This is a genomic window from Propionicimonas sp. (genome assembly GCF_049840635.1).
Classification (GTDB): Bacteria; Actinomycetota; Actinomycetes; order Propionibacteriales; family Propionibacteriaceae; genus Propionicimonas.
In genome coordinates this window covers 480830-497210 of sequence record NZ_JASGKL010000005.1, presented here as the reverse complement: position 1 = coordinate 497210, position 16381 = coordinate 480830, and the positions used below count along the sequence as shown (strand labels likewise).

At 71.1% G+C, this 16381-nt stretch carries 19 protein-coding genes; 10 read left to right on the top strand and 9 right to left on the bottom strand.

Going from position 1 to position 16381, the window contains the following annotated elements; genetic code table 11:
• Positions 1-36: 36 nt before the first annotated feature.
• The 6 genes from QM779_RS08450 to QM779_RS08425 all read right to left on the bottom strand — a co-directional run bounded on the left by QM779_RS08450 (position 37) and on the right by QM779_RS08425 (position 4991).
• The gene (locus QM779_RS08450) at positions 37-753 is read right to left on the bottom strand and encodes an SDR family oxidoreductase (protein WP_428534146.1); all 717 of its coding nucleotides are present in this window, start codon (positions 751-753) and stop codon (positions 37-39) included.
• Positions 750-1661 (bottom strand): decaprenyl-phosphate phosphoribosyltransferase, encoded by a 912-nt coding sequence (locus QM779_RS08445; protein ID WP_428534144.1) that lies wholly within the window; start codon positions 1659-1661, stop codon positions 750-752. The genes QM779_RS08450 and QM779_RS08445 overlap by 4 nt, the downstream gene beginning before the upstream one ends.
• Before the next feature lie 81 nt (positions 1662-1742).
• Positions 1743-2393: a Maf family protein gene (locus tag QM779_RS08440; RefSeq protein ID WP_428534142.1), complete on the bottom strand. Its 651-nt coding sequence runs from the start codon at positions 2391-2393 to the stop codon at positions 1743-1745.
• The gene (locus QM779_RS08435) at positions 2383-3156 is read right to left on the bottom strand and encodes a DUF937 domain-containing protein (protein ID WP_428534140.1); all 774 of its coding nucleotides are present in this window, start codon (positions 3154-3156) and stop codon (positions 2383-2385) included. The genes QM779_RS08440 and QM779_RS08435 overlap by 11 nt, the downstream gene beginning before the upstream one ends.
• 27 nt (positions 3157-3183) lie before the next feature.
• A complete protein-coding gene (locus QM779_RS08430; RefSeq protein ID WP_428534138.1) occupies positions 3184-3420 on the bottom strand; it encodes an acyl-CoA carboxylase epsilon subunit in 237 nt (78 codons plus the stop codon).
• Positions 3417-4991, bottom strand: coding sequence for an acyl-CoA carboxylase subunit beta (locus tag QM779_RS08425; RefSeq protein ID WP_428534136.1), 1575 nt, complete (start codon positions 4989-4991; stop codon positions 3417-3419). The genes QM779_RS08430 and QM779_RS08425 overlap by 4 nt, the downstream gene beginning before the upstream one ends.
• A gap of 47 nt (positions 4992-5038) precedes the next feature.
• Here QM779_RS08425 and QM779_RS08420 point away from each other — a divergent pair, with 47 nt between their 5' ends.
• The 4 genes from QM779_RS08420 to QM779_RS08405 all read left to right on the top strand — a co-directional run bounded on the left by QM779_RS08420 (position 5039) and on the right by QM779_RS08405 (position 7903).
• Entirely contained in the window at positions 5039-5836 is a 798-nt protein-coding gene (locus QM779_RS08420; RefSeq protein ID WP_428534134.1) for a biotin--[acetyl-CoA-carboxylase] ligase, read from the top strand.
• A 277-nt stretch (positions 5837-6113) separates the two neighbouring features.
• Positions 6114-6629, top strand: coding sequence for a PH domain-containing protein (locus QM779_RS08415; protein WP_428534132.1), 516 nt, complete (start codon positions 6114-6116; stop codon positions 6627-6629).
• Positions 6626-7057, top strand: a complete 432-nt coding sequence (locus QM779_RS08410; protein WP_428534130.1) for a GtrA family protein — start codon at positions 6626-6628, stop codon at positions 7055-7057. The genes QM779_RS08415 and QM779_RS08410 overlap by 4 nt, the downstream gene beginning before the upstream one ends.
• 252 nt (positions 7058-7309) lie before the next feature.
• Complete coding sequence (locus QM779_RS08405) at positions 7310-7903, top strand: hypothetical protein (protein ID WP_428534128.1); 594 nt, start codon at positions 7310-7312, stop codon at positions 7901-7903.
• 49 nt (positions 7904-7952) lie between these two features.
• On the opposite strand, the gene QM779_RS08400 is transcribed toward QM779_RS08405, so the two are convergent.
• The gene (locus QM779_RS08400; RefSeq protein WP_428534126.1) at positions 7953-8669 is read right to left on the bottom strand and encodes a Type 1 glutamine amidotransferase-like domain-containing protein; all 717 of its coding nucleotides are present in this window, start codon (positions 8667-8669) and stop codon (positions 7953-7955) included.
• Between the two features lie 401 nt (positions 8670-9070).
• Here QM779_RS08400 and QM779_RS08395 point away from each other — a divergent pair, with 401 nt between their 5' ends.
• From QM779_RS08395 to QM779_RS08385, 3 genes are all read left to right on the top strand, one after another.
• A complete protein-coding gene (locus QM779_RS08395; protein ID WP_428534124.1) occupies positions 9071-10231 on the top strand; it encodes a 5-(carboxyamino)imidazole ribonucleotide synthase in 1161 nt (386 codons plus the stop codon).
• Entirely contained in the window at positions 10224-10718 is a 495-nt protein-coding gene (gene purE, locus QM779_RS08390; protein WP_428534122.1) for a 5-(carboxyamino)imidazole ribonucleotide mutase, read from the top strand. Before QM779_RS08395 ends, purE begins: the two co-directional genes overlap by 8 nt.
• A 119-nt stretch (positions 10719-10837) precedes the next feature.
• Positions 10838-12304: an LCP family protein gene (locus tag QM779_RS08385; RefSeq protein ID WP_428534120.1), complete on the top strand. Its 1467-nt coding sequence runs from the start codon at positions 10838-10840 to the stop codon at positions 12302-12304.
• A gap of 53 nt (positions 12305-12357) precedes the next feature.
• Here QM779_RS08385 and QM779_RS08380 read toward each other — a convergent pair whose 3' ends face one another.
• Together QM779_RS08380 and QM779_RS08375 are read right to left on the bottom strand one after the other, a co-directional pair.
• Positions 12358-13203 (bottom strand): serine hydrolase, encoded by an 846-nt coding sequence (locus QM779_RS08380; protein ID WP_428534118.1) that lies wholly within the window; start codon positions 13201-13203, stop codon positions 12358-12360.
• 37 nt (positions 13204-13240) lie between these two features.
• Positions 13241-13969, bottom strand: a complete 729-nt coding sequence (locus QM779_RS08375; RefSeq protein ID WP_428534116.1) for a TIGR03089 family protein — start codon at positions 13967-13969, stop codon at positions 13241-13243.
• A 182-nt stretch (positions 13970-14151) separates the two neighbouring features.
• Between QM779_RS08375 and QM779_RS08370 the strand changes: the two genes are divergently transcribed.
• The 3 genes from QM779_RS08370 to QM779_RS08360 all read left to right on the top strand — a co-directional run bounded on the left by QM779_RS08370 (position 14152) and on the right by QM779_RS08360 (position 16363).
• The gene (locus QM779_RS08370; protein WP_428534114.1) at positions 14152-15228 is read left to right on the top strand and encodes a mannose-1-phosphate guanylyltransferase; all 1077 of its coding nucleotides are present in this window, start codon (positions 14152-14154) and stop codon (positions 15226-15228) included.
• Positions 15229-15292: 64 nt separating this feature from the next.
• Entirely contained in the window at positions 15293-15979 is a 687-nt protein-coding gene (locus QM779_RS08365) for a hypothetical protein (RefSeq protein ID WP_428534112.1), read from the top strand.
• 123 nt (positions 15980-16102) lie between these two features.
• Positions 16103-16363 carry a WhiB family transcriptional regulator gene (locus QM779_RS08360; protein WP_428534110.1) on the top strand — a complete coding sequence of 87 codons (261 nt, stop codon included), beginning with the start codon at positions 16103-16105 and terminating at the stop codon, positions 16361-16363.
• The last annotated feature ends 18 nt before the right edge of the window (positions 16364-16381 follow it).

Here is a 16381-nt window from a genome sequence, read left to right as displayed (position 1 = left end):
GACAGGTCGGACCGGGCCGTCCGGAGCGTTTGGGCGTCAGACCGGGTTGATCCGGACGCTGTCGAGGCTCGCGTCCGGCGGCAGGTCGACGGCGAGCCGGACGGCGCGGGCGACCTCGGCGGGGTCCAGGTGCGCGTCCGGGACGTAGGGCGTCCCCTGCAGGCCGCTGAGCTGGGCCTGCATGTCCGTGGCGACGCGTCCGGGGTGGACGGAGGTGACGCGGACGCGACCCCGCTCGTCCAGCCGCAGCGCGTCCGCCATTGCGGTCAGCGCGTACTTGGACGCCGAGTAGACCGAGAAGCCGCGGTGCGTGGTCAGGCCGGCGCCGGAGTTGAGGAACACCACCAGTCCGTGCGCCTCGCGCAGCCGCGGCAGCAGCAACCGGGTGAGGGTCGCCGGCGCGACCACGTTGAGCTCGAGCGCCTCCCGCCACTGTGCGGTCGTCGAGTCGGCGAGCGCGCCGAAGGCCACCACGCCGGCGGAATGGACGAGGACATCCAGCCGCCCGATGCCCTCCACCGCCCCCGCCACGGCGGCCGCGTCCGTGAGGTCGACGGCGAACGGGTCGGCGGACTCCAGGGACGCCACCACGTCGGCGACGAGGTCGGGGTTCCGGCCGCCGACCAGCACGTGGTGCGTGGGGGAGAGGGCCACGGCGATCGCGCGTCCGATCCCACGGGACGCGCCGGTGACGAGCGCGACCGGGCGGCTGGTTCGGACCTCGCCCCGAGGCGTGGCCACGGTGGTGCTCACGAGGCGAACACCGCGATCGCGACCGGGACCACCCAGAGCACGGCGAGCACCTGCAGGATCCGGTCGGACATCACGACGTCCTCCGGCTCGCCGGCCTTGCCCTGGTCGATCTCCATCGCGTAGCGCAGGACGGCCAAGGTGAACGGCGCGATCGAGATCGTCGCCCACGGGATGCCCCACAGCCCGACGGTGTTCTGCTCGAACGCCCACAGGCTGTACGACATGATCACGATCGCGATCGACACCGACCACACCTCGCGCAAGTACGACTTCGTGTAGCGCTCGAGGCTCGCCCGCGTGCCGGCATCCGTGCCGAGCTCCTTGAGTTCGGAGTACCGCTTGCCCGCCACCATGAACAACGACCCGAAGGACGCCACCAGCAGGAACCACTGGGACAGCGGCAGACCGGACGCGACGCCGCCCGCGACGGCCCGGAGCAGGAAGCCGGCGGCCACCATGGCCAGGTCGATGATCGGCTGGTGCTTGAGGAGCAGGGAGTAGACCACCTGCAGCACCCAGTACGAGGCCAGCGTCACCCCGAGCAGCGGCGCGACCCAGAACCCGATCGCCAGGGACGCGGCCAGCGCGACGGCTGCCAGGACGTAGGCGGTCGGGATCGACAGCTCGCCCGCGGCGATCGGACGGAACTTCTTCTTGGGGTGCAGCCGGTCCGCCTCGATGTCGCGGCTGTCGTTGATGAGGTAGATGGACGCGCTGACCAGCGAGAACGACACGAACGCCCACGCCGAGGCGATCAGGATCGCCGGCTCGAACAGCCGACCGGCGGCCAGCGGAGCGGCCAGCACGAGGACGTTCTTCACCCACTGCTTGGGGCGCATCGCCCGGAGCCAGGCCGGCAGCACGGCCTTCGTCGGCGCCACCTCGGGGAGGTTCTCGGTGTCAGTCATGGTTCTCCAAGGCTAGCGTCGGCGGGCACGGTAACGGGTGAGGGGACCGGCGGGTGGGGACGGGACGAGGAGGGGATGCGGTCAGGTCCCCGCCGGGCGCCACAGGCTGTGCCAGCGGACGCCGACCTGCGCGAACAGGTCCCGCAGCAGCGGCAGGCTGATCCCGACGACCGCGTGCGGGTCCCCGTCCACCTTCGTGACGTAGGCGCCGCCGAGCCCGTCGATGGTGAACGCGCCCGCCACGTGCAGCGGCTCCCCGGACGCGACGTACGCGGCGATCTCCGCGTCCGACAGCATGGCGAACGAGACGGCCGTCGTCGCCACCCCTGACGTGGTGCCCGACACGCCACCGAGCCGGATCACGTGGTGCCCGGTGTGCAGGTGCCCGGTGCGTCCGCGCATCCGGTGCCAGTAGCGGACGGCCTCCTCGGCGGTCCCGGGCTTGCCGAGTGGCTCCCCGTCCAGTTCGAGCAGCGAGTCGCAGCCGACGACCAGCACGTCCCCACGTGGTCCACCCCCGTCGGGCGCGCCGACAGCGAGCGCGGACGCCACGGCCTCGGCCTTGGCGCGGGCCAGCACCTGGACGAGGCCCGGCACGTCGGGCGCGGCGAACGCGTCCTCGTCGACGTCGGAGACCACCACCCGCGGGGTCAGGCCCGCGCGGGTGAGGGTCTCCAGCCGGGCCGGTGAGGCCGAGGCCAGGACCAGTTCCGGCGGGGGATCAGCGACCAAGGATCTGCCCGAGCAGGTCGCCGAGGATGTCGCCCGACCCCTGCTGCGTGGTCTGGCCCTGCTGGGCGCTCGCTGCGGACGCGTCGTCGGTGCCGGTCGGGATCTGCATCCCGGTCGCGTTGCCCGGGGCGTTGAACACGTCGCCGAGGCTGCCGTCGGCGCCGGCCTGCGCGCCGGAACCGTAGCCGGCCCCCGCCGAGGCGGTCGCCGTGTCCGCCGTTCCCGCGCCGCCGCCGAGGATCTGGCCGAGGATGTCGCCCAGGCCGCCGCCCGAAGCGCCGGCCGAGGACGCCGCGCCGCCGCCGAAGAGCCCGCCGAGCAGGTCGCCGAGGATGTTCGCCGAACTCCCCGACGAGGTCTGGGACGTGGAGGACCCCATGCCCATTCGGCTGGCGAGGTAGCTCATCACGATCGGGGCCAGGAGCGGCAGCAGCTTGCTGAGCAGCCCGCCGCCGAGCCCGCTGACGGCCTGCAGCCGGTTCGGGTCGTCGGCCAGCGCGTGCGCGACGATCTTCTGGCCGTCGTCGGTGTCGACGGCGTTGAGGTCGACCGAGTCGCCGTACAGGCCGCTGCCGGCGTGCTGCTCGAGCGCGCCGAGCAGGCTGGACGCGCCGTCGGCCGAGTCGGCGTTGGCCTGCAGGCTGTTGATCAGGGTCGGGATGGCCGCTGCCGCAGCGCTGCGGGCGGTCGCTTCGTCCGTGCCCAGGGCCGCGGCCAGCTGGCTGCTGTCGATGCTGCCCAGGATGTCCTCGATGGCACCCACGCCATCTCCCTTCTTGTGGAGCGGGAACTAGATGCGGAAACTGCTGCGCCACGCCTCCCGTCCGGGGACGAGCGGCGTGCGGACGGTGTGCCAGTAGGAGCGCCAGCCGCCGGCGAGGGTGCTGGTGGCCGGCGTGTGCGGGGCCGGACGCGCCCTGCGCAGCGCGACGACGACGGCGGCGAGCGCGGCGACTTCCTCGTCGGTCGGATCGCCGGCGACCACCTGCACCAGAGGGGCCGTCGCGTCGGGCTGCGCGGTGCTCACAGCGGGATGTTCCCGTGCTTCTTCGGCGGCAGCTGCATGCGCTTGGTGCGCAGCAGCCGCAGGACGCGGATCACCTGCGCCCTGGTCTCGTGCGGGTAGATCACCTTGTCCACGTACCCGCGCTCGGCCGCGACGTACGGGTTGGCGAGCGTGTCGTTGTACTCGTCGATCAGCTCCGCCCGCCGTCCGGCAGGGTCGGGCGCGTCCGCGAGGTCGCGCTTGTAGAGGATGTTCACCGCGCCTTCCGCGCCCATCACCGCGATCTGCGCGGTCGGCCAGGCGAGGTTCACGTCCGCCCCGAGCGGCTTGGAGCCCATCACGCAGTACGCGCCGCCGTAGGCTTTGCGGGTGATCACCGTGACCAGCGGGACGGTGGCCTCCGCGTAGGCATAGATCAGCTTGGCCCCGCGGCGAATGATCCCGTCCCACTCCTGGTCGGTGCCGGGAAGGAAGCCGGGCACGTCCTCGAAGGTGAGGATCGGGATGTTGAACGCGTCGCAGGTGCGGACGAACCGGGCCGCCTTCTCCGAGGCCTTGATGTCCAGGCAGCCCGCGAACACCATCGGCTGGTTGGCGATGACGCCGATCGAGCGGCCCTCGACGCGTCCGAACCCGCAGACGATGTTCGGCGCGTAAAGGCTGTGCACCTCGAGGAACTCATCGTCGTCCAGGACGCGCCGGATCACCTCGTGCATGTCGTAGGGCTGGTTGGGGGAGTCGGGGATCAGGGTGTCGAGGACGAGGTCGTGCTCGGTGATCGTGAGGTCGGCCTCCTCCTCGTCGAACACCGGCGGATCCTCCAGGTTGTTCTGCGGCAGGTAGGTGATCAGCTGCCGCACGTACTCGATCGCGTCCTGCTCGTCGGCGGCGAGGTAGTGCGAGTTCCCGGACTTCGTGGAGTGCGTCCGGCCACCGCCGAGTTCCTCCATCGTCACGTCCTCACCGGTGACCGTCTTGATCACGTTGGGGCCGGTGATGAACATCTGGGAGGTCTGGTCGACCATGACCACGAAGTCGGTGAGCGCGGGGGAGTAGACGTGGCCGCCGGCCGCCGCGCCCATGATCAGCGAGATCTGCGGGATCACCCCGGACGCGAGCGTGTTGCGGCGGAAGATCTGCGAGTACAGGTCGAGGGACACCACGCCCTCCTGGATCCGTGCGCCGCCGCCCTCGTTGATGCCGATGATCGGGCAGCCGGTCTTGATCGCGAAATCGAGGATCTTGACGATCTTCTCGCCGTACACCTCACCCAGCGCGCCGCCGAAGATCGTCACGTCCTGGCTGAACACGCACACGGGACGGCCGTGGATCGAGCCGACGCCGGTGATCACGCCGTCTGTGTAGGGACGCCGCTCGTCCATGCCGAAGGACGTGGAGCGGTGCCGGGAGAAGCGGTCGAACTCGGCGAAGCTGTCCTCGTCGAGGAGGGCGTTCACCCGCTCGCGGGCGGTCATCTTGCCCTGGGCGTGGACCTTCTCGATGGCGGCGGGGCTGGACGGGTTCAGCGCCTCCTCCTTGCGGACGCCGAGATCGGCGAGCTTCGCGCGGGTGGTCTGGGTGTCCGACGCCATGTGCTGACCATAGCGCCGGGCGACGGGCCCGGGCATAGGGTCTGGGCGTGAATCCCGCGCAGACCCCGCCCCTCGTCGACGCCGACCGTCTGGCCGCAGCGCTGGTGCGTCCCGGAACTGTCTGGACGCGGGTCGCCACCGTCGCGTCGACCGGGTCGACGAATGCCGACCTCGCGGCGTCCGCGCGGGCCGGGGCGGCGTCCGGGACGGTCCTGGTCAGCGACCACCAGAGCGCGGGTCGCGGCCGGTTCGCCCGGGTCTGGGAGGCGCCTCCCGGCCGGTCGCTGGCGATGTCGGTGCTGCTGCGTCCGCCGGCGTCCCTGCCCGCGGAGAGGTGGCTGTGGCTGCCGCTGGTCGCGGGGCTGGCCGTGGCAGAGGGGATCAGGGATGCGTGCGGGGTGGCCGCGGAGCTGAAGTGGCCCAACGACGTGCTGGTCGGCGGCGGGAAGGTGTGCGGAATCCTGTCCGAGCGGGTGGACGGGGACGGGCCTGCGGCCGCGATCATCGGGATGGGGCTGAACACCACGCTCGCCGAGGACGAACTGCCGGTGCCGACGGCGACGTCGCTCGCGCTGGCCGGCGCCGACGTCGACCCGACGGGGGTCGCGTCGGGTGTGCTGGGCGCGCTGGGCCGCTGGTACACCCGCTGGCTGGCCGCCGACGACCTGCGCGGGGAGTACGCCGCCCGGTGCTCCACGGTCGGACGCCGCGTCCGCGTCCAGGTCTCGCAGCAGGAGTTCGTCGAGGGCACCGCGACCGGGGTGGACGACGCCGGCTGCCTTCTGGTCGAGGTCGCCGGCCGGACGCGCACCTTCGCCGCCGGCGACGTGGTCCACCTGCGCTGACCCGGCCTCGACCGGCTGCGGTCGGCCAACGTCGGGAGATCCCGGGTCAAGCCCGGGATGACGGGGGTGGGTTGCCTGCCGTCACGAAGGGCGGGACGACCGGGGTGGATTGGGCTGGGCCGGTTCCCTTCACGGTCCCTGAGGAGCGTCGTGAGCGCAGCGAGCGAGGCGTCACGAAGGGCCGCCGTCACGAAGGCCGTGGTGGATGGGTTCACCACGCGCGCGGCTCCTCGATTCGAGGAGGCCGTGGCGTCCCCGGCTGTGCCACCATTGCCGCATGGCCCTGGACCCGGATCTTCTCGGCAAGGACGAGGTCGTCGTCCTGCACCTGCGCACGCACGTGAAGGCGCTGATCGTGCCTGCGCTGCTCCTCGTCGTCGTGTCCGTCCTCACCGGCTTCGCGTTCGCCCTGCTGCCCCAGTCCTGGCAGCCGGTCGCCGGCTGGATCGTTGCGGGCGCGGCGCTGGTGGCGCTGGTGATCTGGGTGGTGGTCCCGTTCCTGCGCTGGATGTCGTCGACCTACACGTTCACCAACCGGCGGATCATCACCCGTCGCGGGATCATGGTGAAGAGCGGCCACGACCTTCCGCTGACCCGGATCAACAACGTGTCGTACCGCCGCGGCCCGATCGACCAGCTGCTCGGGTGCGGCACGCTCGTCCTCACCACGGCCGCTGACCAGCCGGTGACTCTGGAGGACATCCCCGACGTCGAACGCGTCCACGTCGTCATGACCGAACTGCTCTTCGGCGGGGACGATCCGATCCAGCAGCCGACCCTGCGGGACGAATGAGCGAGGCACCGATCGCGGACGAGGCGACGCCGAAGCTGGCACTGCGCACGCAGCTGGTCCGGTTCGTCGTCACGGGCGGGCTGTCGGCGGTGGTCGACTTCGGCCTGCTGGTCGTGCTGATGAACCTGGCCGGGCTCGAGCACACCCCTGCGAAGGCGCTCTCGTTCGTCGCGGGGACAACGACCGCCTACCTGATCAACCGTCGGTGGACGTTCCAGGCCGACCCGTCGAAGCGCCGGTTCGCCGCCGTCGTCCTGCTGTACGGGCTCACGTTCGTGCTCCAGGTCGGACTGTTCGCCGTCCTCTACCCGTGGGTGCTCGCCGTGTCGGGCAGCCAGACGGCCGCCCAGGTGGTCGGCTTCGTGATCGCCCAGGGCGTGGCGACGACGGTGAACTTCATCGTCCAACGCGGCCTGATTTTCCGCTGACGCGGAACCGGCGCACGAGGATTCCTTCGTGCGGGTCGAGGGCCACCGTTCCGGCCCGAGGGCCACTGTTCCGGTCGAGGGCCCCCGTCCGGACAAAGGCCCTCGACGCGAACGATGGCTCTCGATGACGAAGGGTGGCCCTCACAGGCCGGCACGACGGTTCTTTCGTGCCCAGCACCACGGCACCCTCCCCGCGCGCTCGCCCGGTCGGAGCCGGACGAACCCTTGTTCCTGATTCGTACACTTTCGGGCGTGAAGGCGGAGCGCGTCAGCTGGTTCTGGGGTGCCGGCGCGCTTGGTCTGCTGTGTGTTGTCGCCGCGGGCGGACTTCGGGTCGCCGGCGCGGACCTGACGGTCGGTCCGCTTCTCGTCCGGTGGTACTACTTCCTGCTTGTCGCTGCCTTCGCCCTGGCCGGGATGGCGGCACTCTCGGCCAGGCTCTGGGTGCAGACTCTCGGCGTGATCGCGATCGTCGCAGGCTGGGCCATCACCTGCCTGGCGGTGTTCGTCGTGCTGGTGGCCGGCACGGCGCAGTCGACGCCGACGCAGCGCGTTGATGCTCCCCAAGGGTCGCCGTATCTGGCTGTCGTCCGGGAGTCCCACCAATTGATCGACACGATGTACCACATCAGGATCGAAAGCCCCTGGCCGGTGGGGCCGAGCTGGTACGTCGGCTGTGTGAACGGCGACTACCAGGAACTCGTCGATCTCAGCTGGCGCTCACCGACCGAGCTCGCCGTCACCGTCGACCCTCTGGGCGACGGCCAACAGACCGTCGTCGTGTCGGTGGATCAGCTCACCGGGCGGGTGTCCGGAGACGGATCGACGATGCTGGGGTTCTGCTGAACAGACCTGGACCGAGTGAGGAACCGTCCCCTTCTCAGTCCGGTTCTGTTCACAGGACGGTCATCGGCTGCGGCTCGACAAGGACGCCGCTGGCGGTCGGCAGGTCGGAGGGGAGCACGCGGTAGACGCGCTTGCCCGCCGCTTCCGCGATGAAGGTGGTCGGGACGCCGTCGACGTAGTGGACGCCGGCGCCGTCGTCCGCGCCGTAGCCGCCCGGCAGGTCCCCGGACGCGACCGCGTCGGTGAACGCGGGGGCGCGCTCGGCCTCCCCGTCGAAGTGCGGGCAGAAGCTTCCCGGCAGCAGGCCCAGACCGCCGCGCCACGGCCGGAAGTCGCCGAACGAGTCGGTGATACAGCCGTCGTACCAGCACGCGCCTCCCGCCGACACCCCGGCGAGGACGACGTCGCCCGCGGCGTAGCGCGACCGGATCGCCTCGTCCACCCCGTGCGCGTGCCAGAGCGCCATCAGGTTCACGGTGTGGCCGCCGCCGACCAGCAGCAGGTCGGCGTCCGCGAGCCGCGCGACCGACTCCGTCGAACCGCCTCCCCACAGGGTCAGCACCATCGTGCGGACGCCCAGCGTCCCGTAGGCCAGCAGGAACTTGTTGATGTACTGCGGGTCGTCGGCGGACGCGGTCGGGGCGAAGCAGACCAGCGGCGACGGCGTCCCGGTGAGCTCGACGAGGTAGCGGTCGAGGTTCGTCGGGGCGGAGAAGGTCGACATCGAGAACCCGCCGCCACCCATGGCGACGATGTGGGCGGTCATGACCCCATCTTGGCAGAGCCGGACGCCCGTGCTGCGGGAACGCCGATACGGCCGCGAAGTGGGCCGCGGTGTCCCCGCACGGTCGAGATCGGCGGCGCGAGAACACCGTGACGACTGATCCATCGTCATCCCTGGCAGCGCGTGCGTGTGTGTCAGTTCGTGGTGGTTATGAGTGGGGTCGGGCGAGCCTCGTCGGGTGCGTGCCAGTCGGTGGTGGTTATGACGCCGGAAAAGCACCTGGTAACCACCACGGACTGACACGCACTTGGAGGCCGGCCCGCGAGGGTCTCCATAACCACCATGAACTGGCACCCTCCCCGCACCAGATCCGCGGTCAGGCTCGCCCCATTCCTCGTGGATCATTCGTCGCCACTCGTCGGGACTCCTCTAGGCTCGCCCGGGTGAGGACTCCTGCGGCAACGGTCGGCGTGATCGGTGGCGGCCAGCTGGCCCGCATGATGCACGCCGCGTCCATCGGGCTCGGCCTGCGGCTGCGACTCCTGGCCGAGGGGGCGGACGTGTCCGCGGCCCAGGTCGTGCACGACGTCGAGGTCGGCGACTACACCAAGGGGTCCGTCGTGGCCGCCTTCGCGTCCGGCTGCGACGTCGTCACCTTCGACCACGAGCACGTCCCGACGCCGATCCTGCACGACCTCGAGGCGGCCGGCATCGCCGTCCGGCCCGGGCCGGACGCGCTCGTCCACGCCCAGGACAAGGCGGTGATGCGGACGCGGCTGGCTGCCCTCGGCGTCCCCTGCCCGGCCAACGCGGTCGTGGCGGACGAGGAGGCACTGGTCGCCTTCGGGGACGCGCACGGCTGGCCCTGCATCGCCAAGACCTCCCGCGGCGGCTACGACGGCAAGGGCGTGTGGAAGCTCGACGGCCCGCAGGACGCCCACGTTCCCTTCGACGGCCTCGAGGGCCTGCGGGCGAACGCGGTGGTGGTGGCCGAGGAGTTCGTCGACTTCACCCGCGAGCTGAGCGTCCTGGTCGCGCGGCGTCCCGGCGGGCAGGCCGTGGCCTACCCGGTCAGCGAGACCGTCCAGACCGGCGGCATCTGCACGGCGACCACGACGCCCGCACCCGGGCTGCGTCCCGACCAGGTGCGTGACCTGAAGGCGATGGCCATGCGGATCGCGGAGGAACTCGGCGTCGTCGGCATCCTCGCCGTCGAGCTGATGGAGGCACGGGACGGCAGGATCGTCGTGAACGAGCTCGCGATGCGTCCGCACAACACCGGGCACTGGAGCATCGACGGGGCGGTGACCAGCCAGTTCGAGAACCACCTGCGTGCGGTCGCGGACCTCCCGCTCGGGTCGACGGCGACCCTCGCGACGGTCTCGGTGATGGTCAACGTGCTCGGCGGCAGCCGGACGGACCTGCTCGGCGGCCTGGTCGACGTGATGGCCGCCGACCCCGCCCTGAAGGTGCAGTTGTACGGCAAGGACGTGGTGCCGGGGCGCAAGGTCGGGCACGTGACCGCGCTCGGCGAGGACGTGGACGAGACGACGGCGCGGGCGTGGCGAGCGGCCCGCCACCTGATGGGAGACGACGATGAGTGAGCAGCCCGTGGTCGGGATCGTGATGGGCTCCGACTCCGACTGGCCGGTGATGCAGGCCGCGGCGGACGCCTGCGCGGAGTTCGGCGTCCCCTACGAGGCGGACGTGGTCTCCGCCCACCGGATGCCCGAGGAGATGGTGGCGTACGGACGCGGCGCGCACGGCCGCGGGTTGAAGGTGATCATCGCCGGTGCCGGCGGGGCCGCCCACCTGCCCGGCATGCTGGCCGCGCTCACGCCGCTGCCCGTGATCGGCGTCCCGGTGCCGCTGAAGTACCTCGACGGCATGGACTCGCTGCTCTCGATCGTGCAGATGCCCGCCGGCGTCCCGGTGGCCACCGTGGCGATCGGCAACGCCCGCAACGCGGGCCTGCTCGCCGTCCGGATCCTCGCCGCGTCCGACCCGGCGCTGGCTGAGCGCATGGTCGCCTTCCAGGAGTCGCTCCGAGACGCCGCCCGCGCCAAGGGCGCCGCCGTCCGCGGCCACTGAGCAGGGAGCGGACGGTCGGCCACATCCTGACAAGTCGCTGAGCGGCGGCGCGGCACCCCGACCGGTTTCGGCGGCCCGGTAATACTGGGAGGCGCCCGGCAGACGACCCCAGGAGTTCCATGGCCACGCACGCACAGCCCGCGACGGCTCTGCCGTCCCCGCTGCGACGCAGCCAGGGGATCGCGCTGCGTCGCGCTCTGGTGCTGATGGGGATGACCCTCGTCGTTCCCGGCTCGGCCCAGCTGGCCGTGGGGCAGCGGCGGCTCGGCCGGGTCGCCTTCCGCGTCTGGGCGTCGATCATCGCGCTGGTGCTGCTCGCCGCGCTCCTGCTCCTGACCCCCGCGCGCGGTTTCGTGATCGGTCTCTACGCCAACCCGATCACGCTCACCGTGCTGCAATGGCTGGTCCCCGTCCTCTCGCTCGGCTGGATCTTCCTGCTCCTCGACGCCTGGTGGCTGGCCAATCCACGGCACCTCTCCACCGTCGGCAAGGCGGTCTCCGGGGTGTTGGCCGTGGTCCTCGCCGCGACGAGCGGGACGGTGGCCTGGGCGGCGTCCGGCTCGTTCGCGACGCAGGCGGAGGTCGTCGGCAACGTGTTCGGCGGCGGCGGCTCCAGCCAGGCGGTGAACGGACGGATCAACGTCCTGCTCCTCGGCGGCGACGCGGGCGCCGATCGCACCGGGCTGCGTCCGGACTCGATGACGGTGGCGAGCATCGACGCCGAGACCGGCAGAACGGTGCTGTTCAGCCTGCCCCGCAACCTCCAGCACGCGCCGTTCCCCGCGGACTCCCCGCTGCACGCCAAGTACCCCGACGGCTACTACTGCGCGGTGAAGGACCTCTCGGACGCGTGCCTGCTGAACGGCATCTACACGCTCGCCGTGAACAACAAGAAGCTGTTCCCCGGGGTGAAGTACCCCGGCGTGGAGGCGACCAAGGGCGTCATCGAGGAGATCCTCGGGCTGAAGATCAACTACTGGGCGATGATCGACCTGAAGGGCTTCAAGAAGCTGATCAACGCCGTCGGCGGGATCCGGCTCGACATCGGCAAGAAGGTCCCGATCGGCAGCGTGGACGGGCCGCACGGCGTCTACGAGTGGATCATGCCAGGCAAGAACGTCCACCTCGACGGCTTCCACGCACTCTGGTTCGCCCGCTCCCGCGAGTACTCCAGCGACTACGAGCGGATGATCCGCCAGAAGTGCGTCATGAACGCGATGCTGCGCCAACTCAACCCGACGACGGTGCTCACCAAGTTCCAGGACATCGCCAAGGCCGGCGAGGAGATCGTCGCGACCAACGTCCCGACGTCCGACCTCGGCACGCTGCTGGACCTGGCCATGAAGGGGAAGACCCTGCCGATGGCCTCAGTGAGCTTCACGCCGCCGCTGATCACGCCGGCGACGCCAGACTTCGCCAAGATCCGGTCGGTCGTCACCGAGAGCATCGCCGAGTCCGAGGCGCGCGACGCGAGTCCGAGTGCCTCGGCAACGGCGTCCGCCTCGCCGACCACATCGTCGACGCCGAAGAAGAACACCAGCACCGACACGTCCAACCTCGACAGCATCTGCAAGGTCAGCGGCTGACGGGACGAGATTCCGGGTCAAGCCCGGGATGACAGGGAAGGCGCCGGTCAGCCTCAGAGCGAGCCGGAGCCGAGGATCGAGAAGACCCACTTGCCGACCTCGCTGGTGACGGCTTTCCCGGTGTCGAAGTCGGGGACGCGGGTCATCACGCAGAGGCGGTAGTTCCGTCCCTCACCCTCGACGGCACCCATCGAGTTGACCGCCCACAGGCCGTCGGTGGACTTGAACTGCACCCAGCCGTTCTTCATGTGGACGTTGACGCTGCCCGACTTCGGCTGGCCGACGCCCCAGGTCTGGTCGTCCTCGACCTGGCCCATCAGGTTCCACAGGTAGGCGCACTCGTCGTCGGTGAGCGCGGTCGAGCCGCCGCTGGACAGCGTCCTCACCAGCAGCACCTGGTCACTCGGCGTGGTCCACGTCCAGCTCCACTGGTCGGCCTTCGCCTCGTCCAGGTGCGTGTGGGTCATCTTCAGGTCGTCGGCGAGCGTCTGGTAGCCCTGGTAGCCGGCGAACGTCCACAGCGCCGTGGCCGCGTCGTTGTCGGAGTTCTCGATCGCCTTGGTGGCATTGGTCGCGTTGTCGCCGGTCAGCGGGCCGCCCGCTTTCCGCATCGCCATCGACACGATCATCGGCTTGGCCATGGACGCGCTCTGGCTGGCGTAGTCGCCGTTGAAGCTGTACGTGCCACCGGTGCGGACGTCCTCGACGTACACCCCGAAGTTGGTCGAGCCGTTGGCGATCGTCGTCAGAACCTGGTCGAGCTGGTCCTTGATCGTCCCGGTCGGCGAGGCGGTGGGACGGGGGATGTTCGGCTCTCCCGAGCAGCCGGCGAGCGTGGCGGCCGCCAGCCCTCCGGCGACGACGCCGGTCGTGGTGAGCAGGGAGCGGCGGGAGATCATGCGCGGGTCCGTCCGGTCGGGGGAGTGGCGCCCGCCATCATGCCATCCCGCCCTCGACCCGCTCGGACGCGGCGATCCGGGCGAGGCGGTCGGCGTCCACGGGGCCCTCGACCACGACGGCAGAGCCGCCGCCGAGGACGGGCCCCAGCACGGCGGCGACAAGGGTGTCCCAGGCGTTGCCCGGGCGAACGAGCACCCTTCCTGACCGAACACGGTCAGAAACGGTGCGCGATCCGGAGGCGGGGTCGAGGGCGTCGGCGGTGAGAGTGTGGTCCGCGTCGATCCAGATCGGCGCGCCGGCCGGCGCGGGGGCGGACGCGTGCGCGTCCGGCTGGGCGAGGGCCTCCGTGCTGAAGTCGAGGACACCGTCGGGCAGGCCGGCCAGGCCGAGACCGAGCGGGTGCAGGGAGCAGGCGATCGTCGTCAGGCCGGGGTACGGCCGCGGGTCGGCCGGGCCGACCACGACGAGTTCGCAGTCCGCGTCCGGTTCGCCGGCGAGGTAGCCGCACCCGTGCTGCCAGGCGGCCAGCGGCCAGAGGACACTCATCCAGTGGCCGGGGTGGGCGACGCTGACCGGGCCGGCGACGCGCCCCTCCACGCCCAGGTCGTCGAGCAGGTTCGCCGTCTTGTCGACCCAGTTGGCGAAGGTCCGCACGCTCAGTTCCGTGCGTCCGCCCGACTCCGGCCGGTACCACGTGAGCAGCGGCGCCGACCCGTCCCTGCGGACGCGGTCGGCCAAAGCCTGCACGATCGGGTTCTCGAACACGGCGCCATCGTAGGAGGTCGCCGGTCGCACGGCGTCCCCCGGCACGAGGGGACGGTTCTTTCGGACCGGGCACGAAGGAACCGTCCCCTCGTACCGGGCACGAAGGAACCGTCCCCCCGTGCCGCGAGGTCGCTTCGGCCGGGAACGGGCCGTCGCGGGTGTGCCGTCGCTAGGCTCTGGCCGTGCGCTACGTGGTGATCATGGCGGGCGGGTCCGGGACGCGGCTGTGGCCGCTGTCGAGGCAGGGCACCCCCAAGCAACTCCTCCCGCTCGTGGAGGGCAAGAGCCTGCTCCGGCTGGCGTTCGAGCGGTCGCTGGCCTCCGTCCCCGCCGAGCGGGTGTGGGTGGTGACCGGCGCGGCCTACGCCGACGTGGTCGCAGAGCAACTGCCCGAGCTCCCGCAGGGCAACATCCTCGGGGAGCCGGTCGGACGCGACTCGCTCAACGCCGTCGCCTGGCCCGCAGCCGTGCTGGACCGGCTCGACCCGGAGGCCGTGATCGCCCAGGTCTCGGCCGACCAGGTGATCGAGCCGGTGGACGTGTTCGCCGCCCGGCTCGACGTCGCCTTCGCGGTCGCAGAGGCGGACGCGTCCGCACTCGTCACCCTCGGGATCGTGCCCACCAGCCCCCACACCGGCTACGGCTACCTGCACCGCGGCGAGGCGCTCGCCGGCTTCGAGGGCGCCCACCGGGTGGTCCAGTTCGCGGAGAAGCCGGCCCGCGAGGTGGCGGAGGGCTACCTGGCCTCGGGCGAGTACTGGTGGAACTCCGGCATGTTCGTCTGGCGGGCCGCGACCCTGCTCGACCAGCTGCGGTTGCTGCTGCCCGCGACGCACGCGTCCATCACCGAACTCGCCGCGCACCCCGACCGGCTGGCCGACATCTTCCCCGGCCTGGCGAAGACCTCGGTCGACTACGGCGTGATGGAGCCTGTGTCCTTGGGCCGCGGCAGCGCCCACGTCGTCGCGGTCTCCCTGCCCGTGCAGTGGCGGGACGTGGGCGGGTACGCGAGCCTCGCCGAGATCCTCGGGACGGACGCGGCGGGCAACGCCGTCTCCGGCTCGAGCGTCTCCGTGGACGCGACCGGCAACGTGGTGGTGAACACCGACGCCGACTCGGTGATCGGTCTGCTCGGGGTGAGCGGCCTCCTGGTCGTCCGGACGCCGCAGGCGACGCTGGTGGCCAGGGCGGAGGACGCCGAGCGGATCAAGGAGCTCGTCGCTGCGGTCACCGACCAGGCCGGACCGCAGTTCGCCTGAGCGTGTCGTGCCGGCGAACGGTCCCACAGCGGCTGGATAGGCTGTGCACCGGAGGAGCCCCCAGATGATCGAGAACCTGAAAAGAATCCGCGAGCCCCTGGCGTGGGCCGTGATCGCCCTGATGGTCGCCAACATGGTGCTCGGCATCGTCGAGCTGGTCCTGCAGGTGCAGCAGGCCGTGCCGCTGTTCGAGGCGTTCCAGAGCATCGGCGGGTCGCTGCTGAACATCTCGCTGGTCGTCGCGCTCGTCGCGCTGGTCTGCCTGTGCTTCTTCATCGCGCCCGCCACCCGCCACGCGCATGCGGTCACGCTGGTCGCGGCCTGGGTGCTCAGCGTCGGCGTCGTGCTCACCCTGTGCAGCTACGCGCTCGGTGCGGCGGCGGCCGACGACGCCTTCGGACGCATCCTCGAGATCTTCGGGGGCCTGCTCGACCTGCTGCTGAAGGCGTTGGCGGCCGGTTCGCTGTGGGTTCTCCTGCGCGGGGTGAGGGCGGGCCGTATCGACGTCGCTGCGCCCGCACCGTCCACGGTGGACGAGCCCGCGCCGGACGAGGACGAGGCCGACCCGGCGCTGCCCCGGACCACATGGCAGCGCGGGGAGGCCACCGGTGCGGTGTGGCGCACCGCGGATGATGCGGCGGCGGGGACGCCGGGGGCGGCCCGCCTCCCCGAGGAGCTGTCGACGCTGTTCCGCGACGAGCCGAACCGATCCAGCGACGGCCAGGAGCCCTCGCGTCCCCCGCTCGGGTGACATCCCATCCGGGGTGCGAATGGTAGACCCGCCGGGGTTGACTTCCCGCGAATGACAGGCGTGTAATTCTCGACAAGTAGTTCGCGCCCCCCACGGTGCGGGCTGGGTCGAGGGAGTTGTCAGATGCAGGAACTGTTCCTGATCACGGAGCTGGACGCCGAGGGCGTCCTGGGCTGGCAGGACCGCGCTCTCTGCGCCCAGACGGATCCGGAGGCCTTCTTCCCCGAGAAGGGCGGTTCCACGCGGGAGGCGAAGAAGGTCTGCCTCTCCTGCGAGGTCCGGTCCGAGTGCCTGGAGTACGCGCTGCAGAACGACGAGCGGTTCGGCATCTGGGGCGGTCTGAGCGAGCGGGAGCGCCGCCGCCTCAAGAAGCGGGCGATCTGACCCGACCTCGCACTGGTC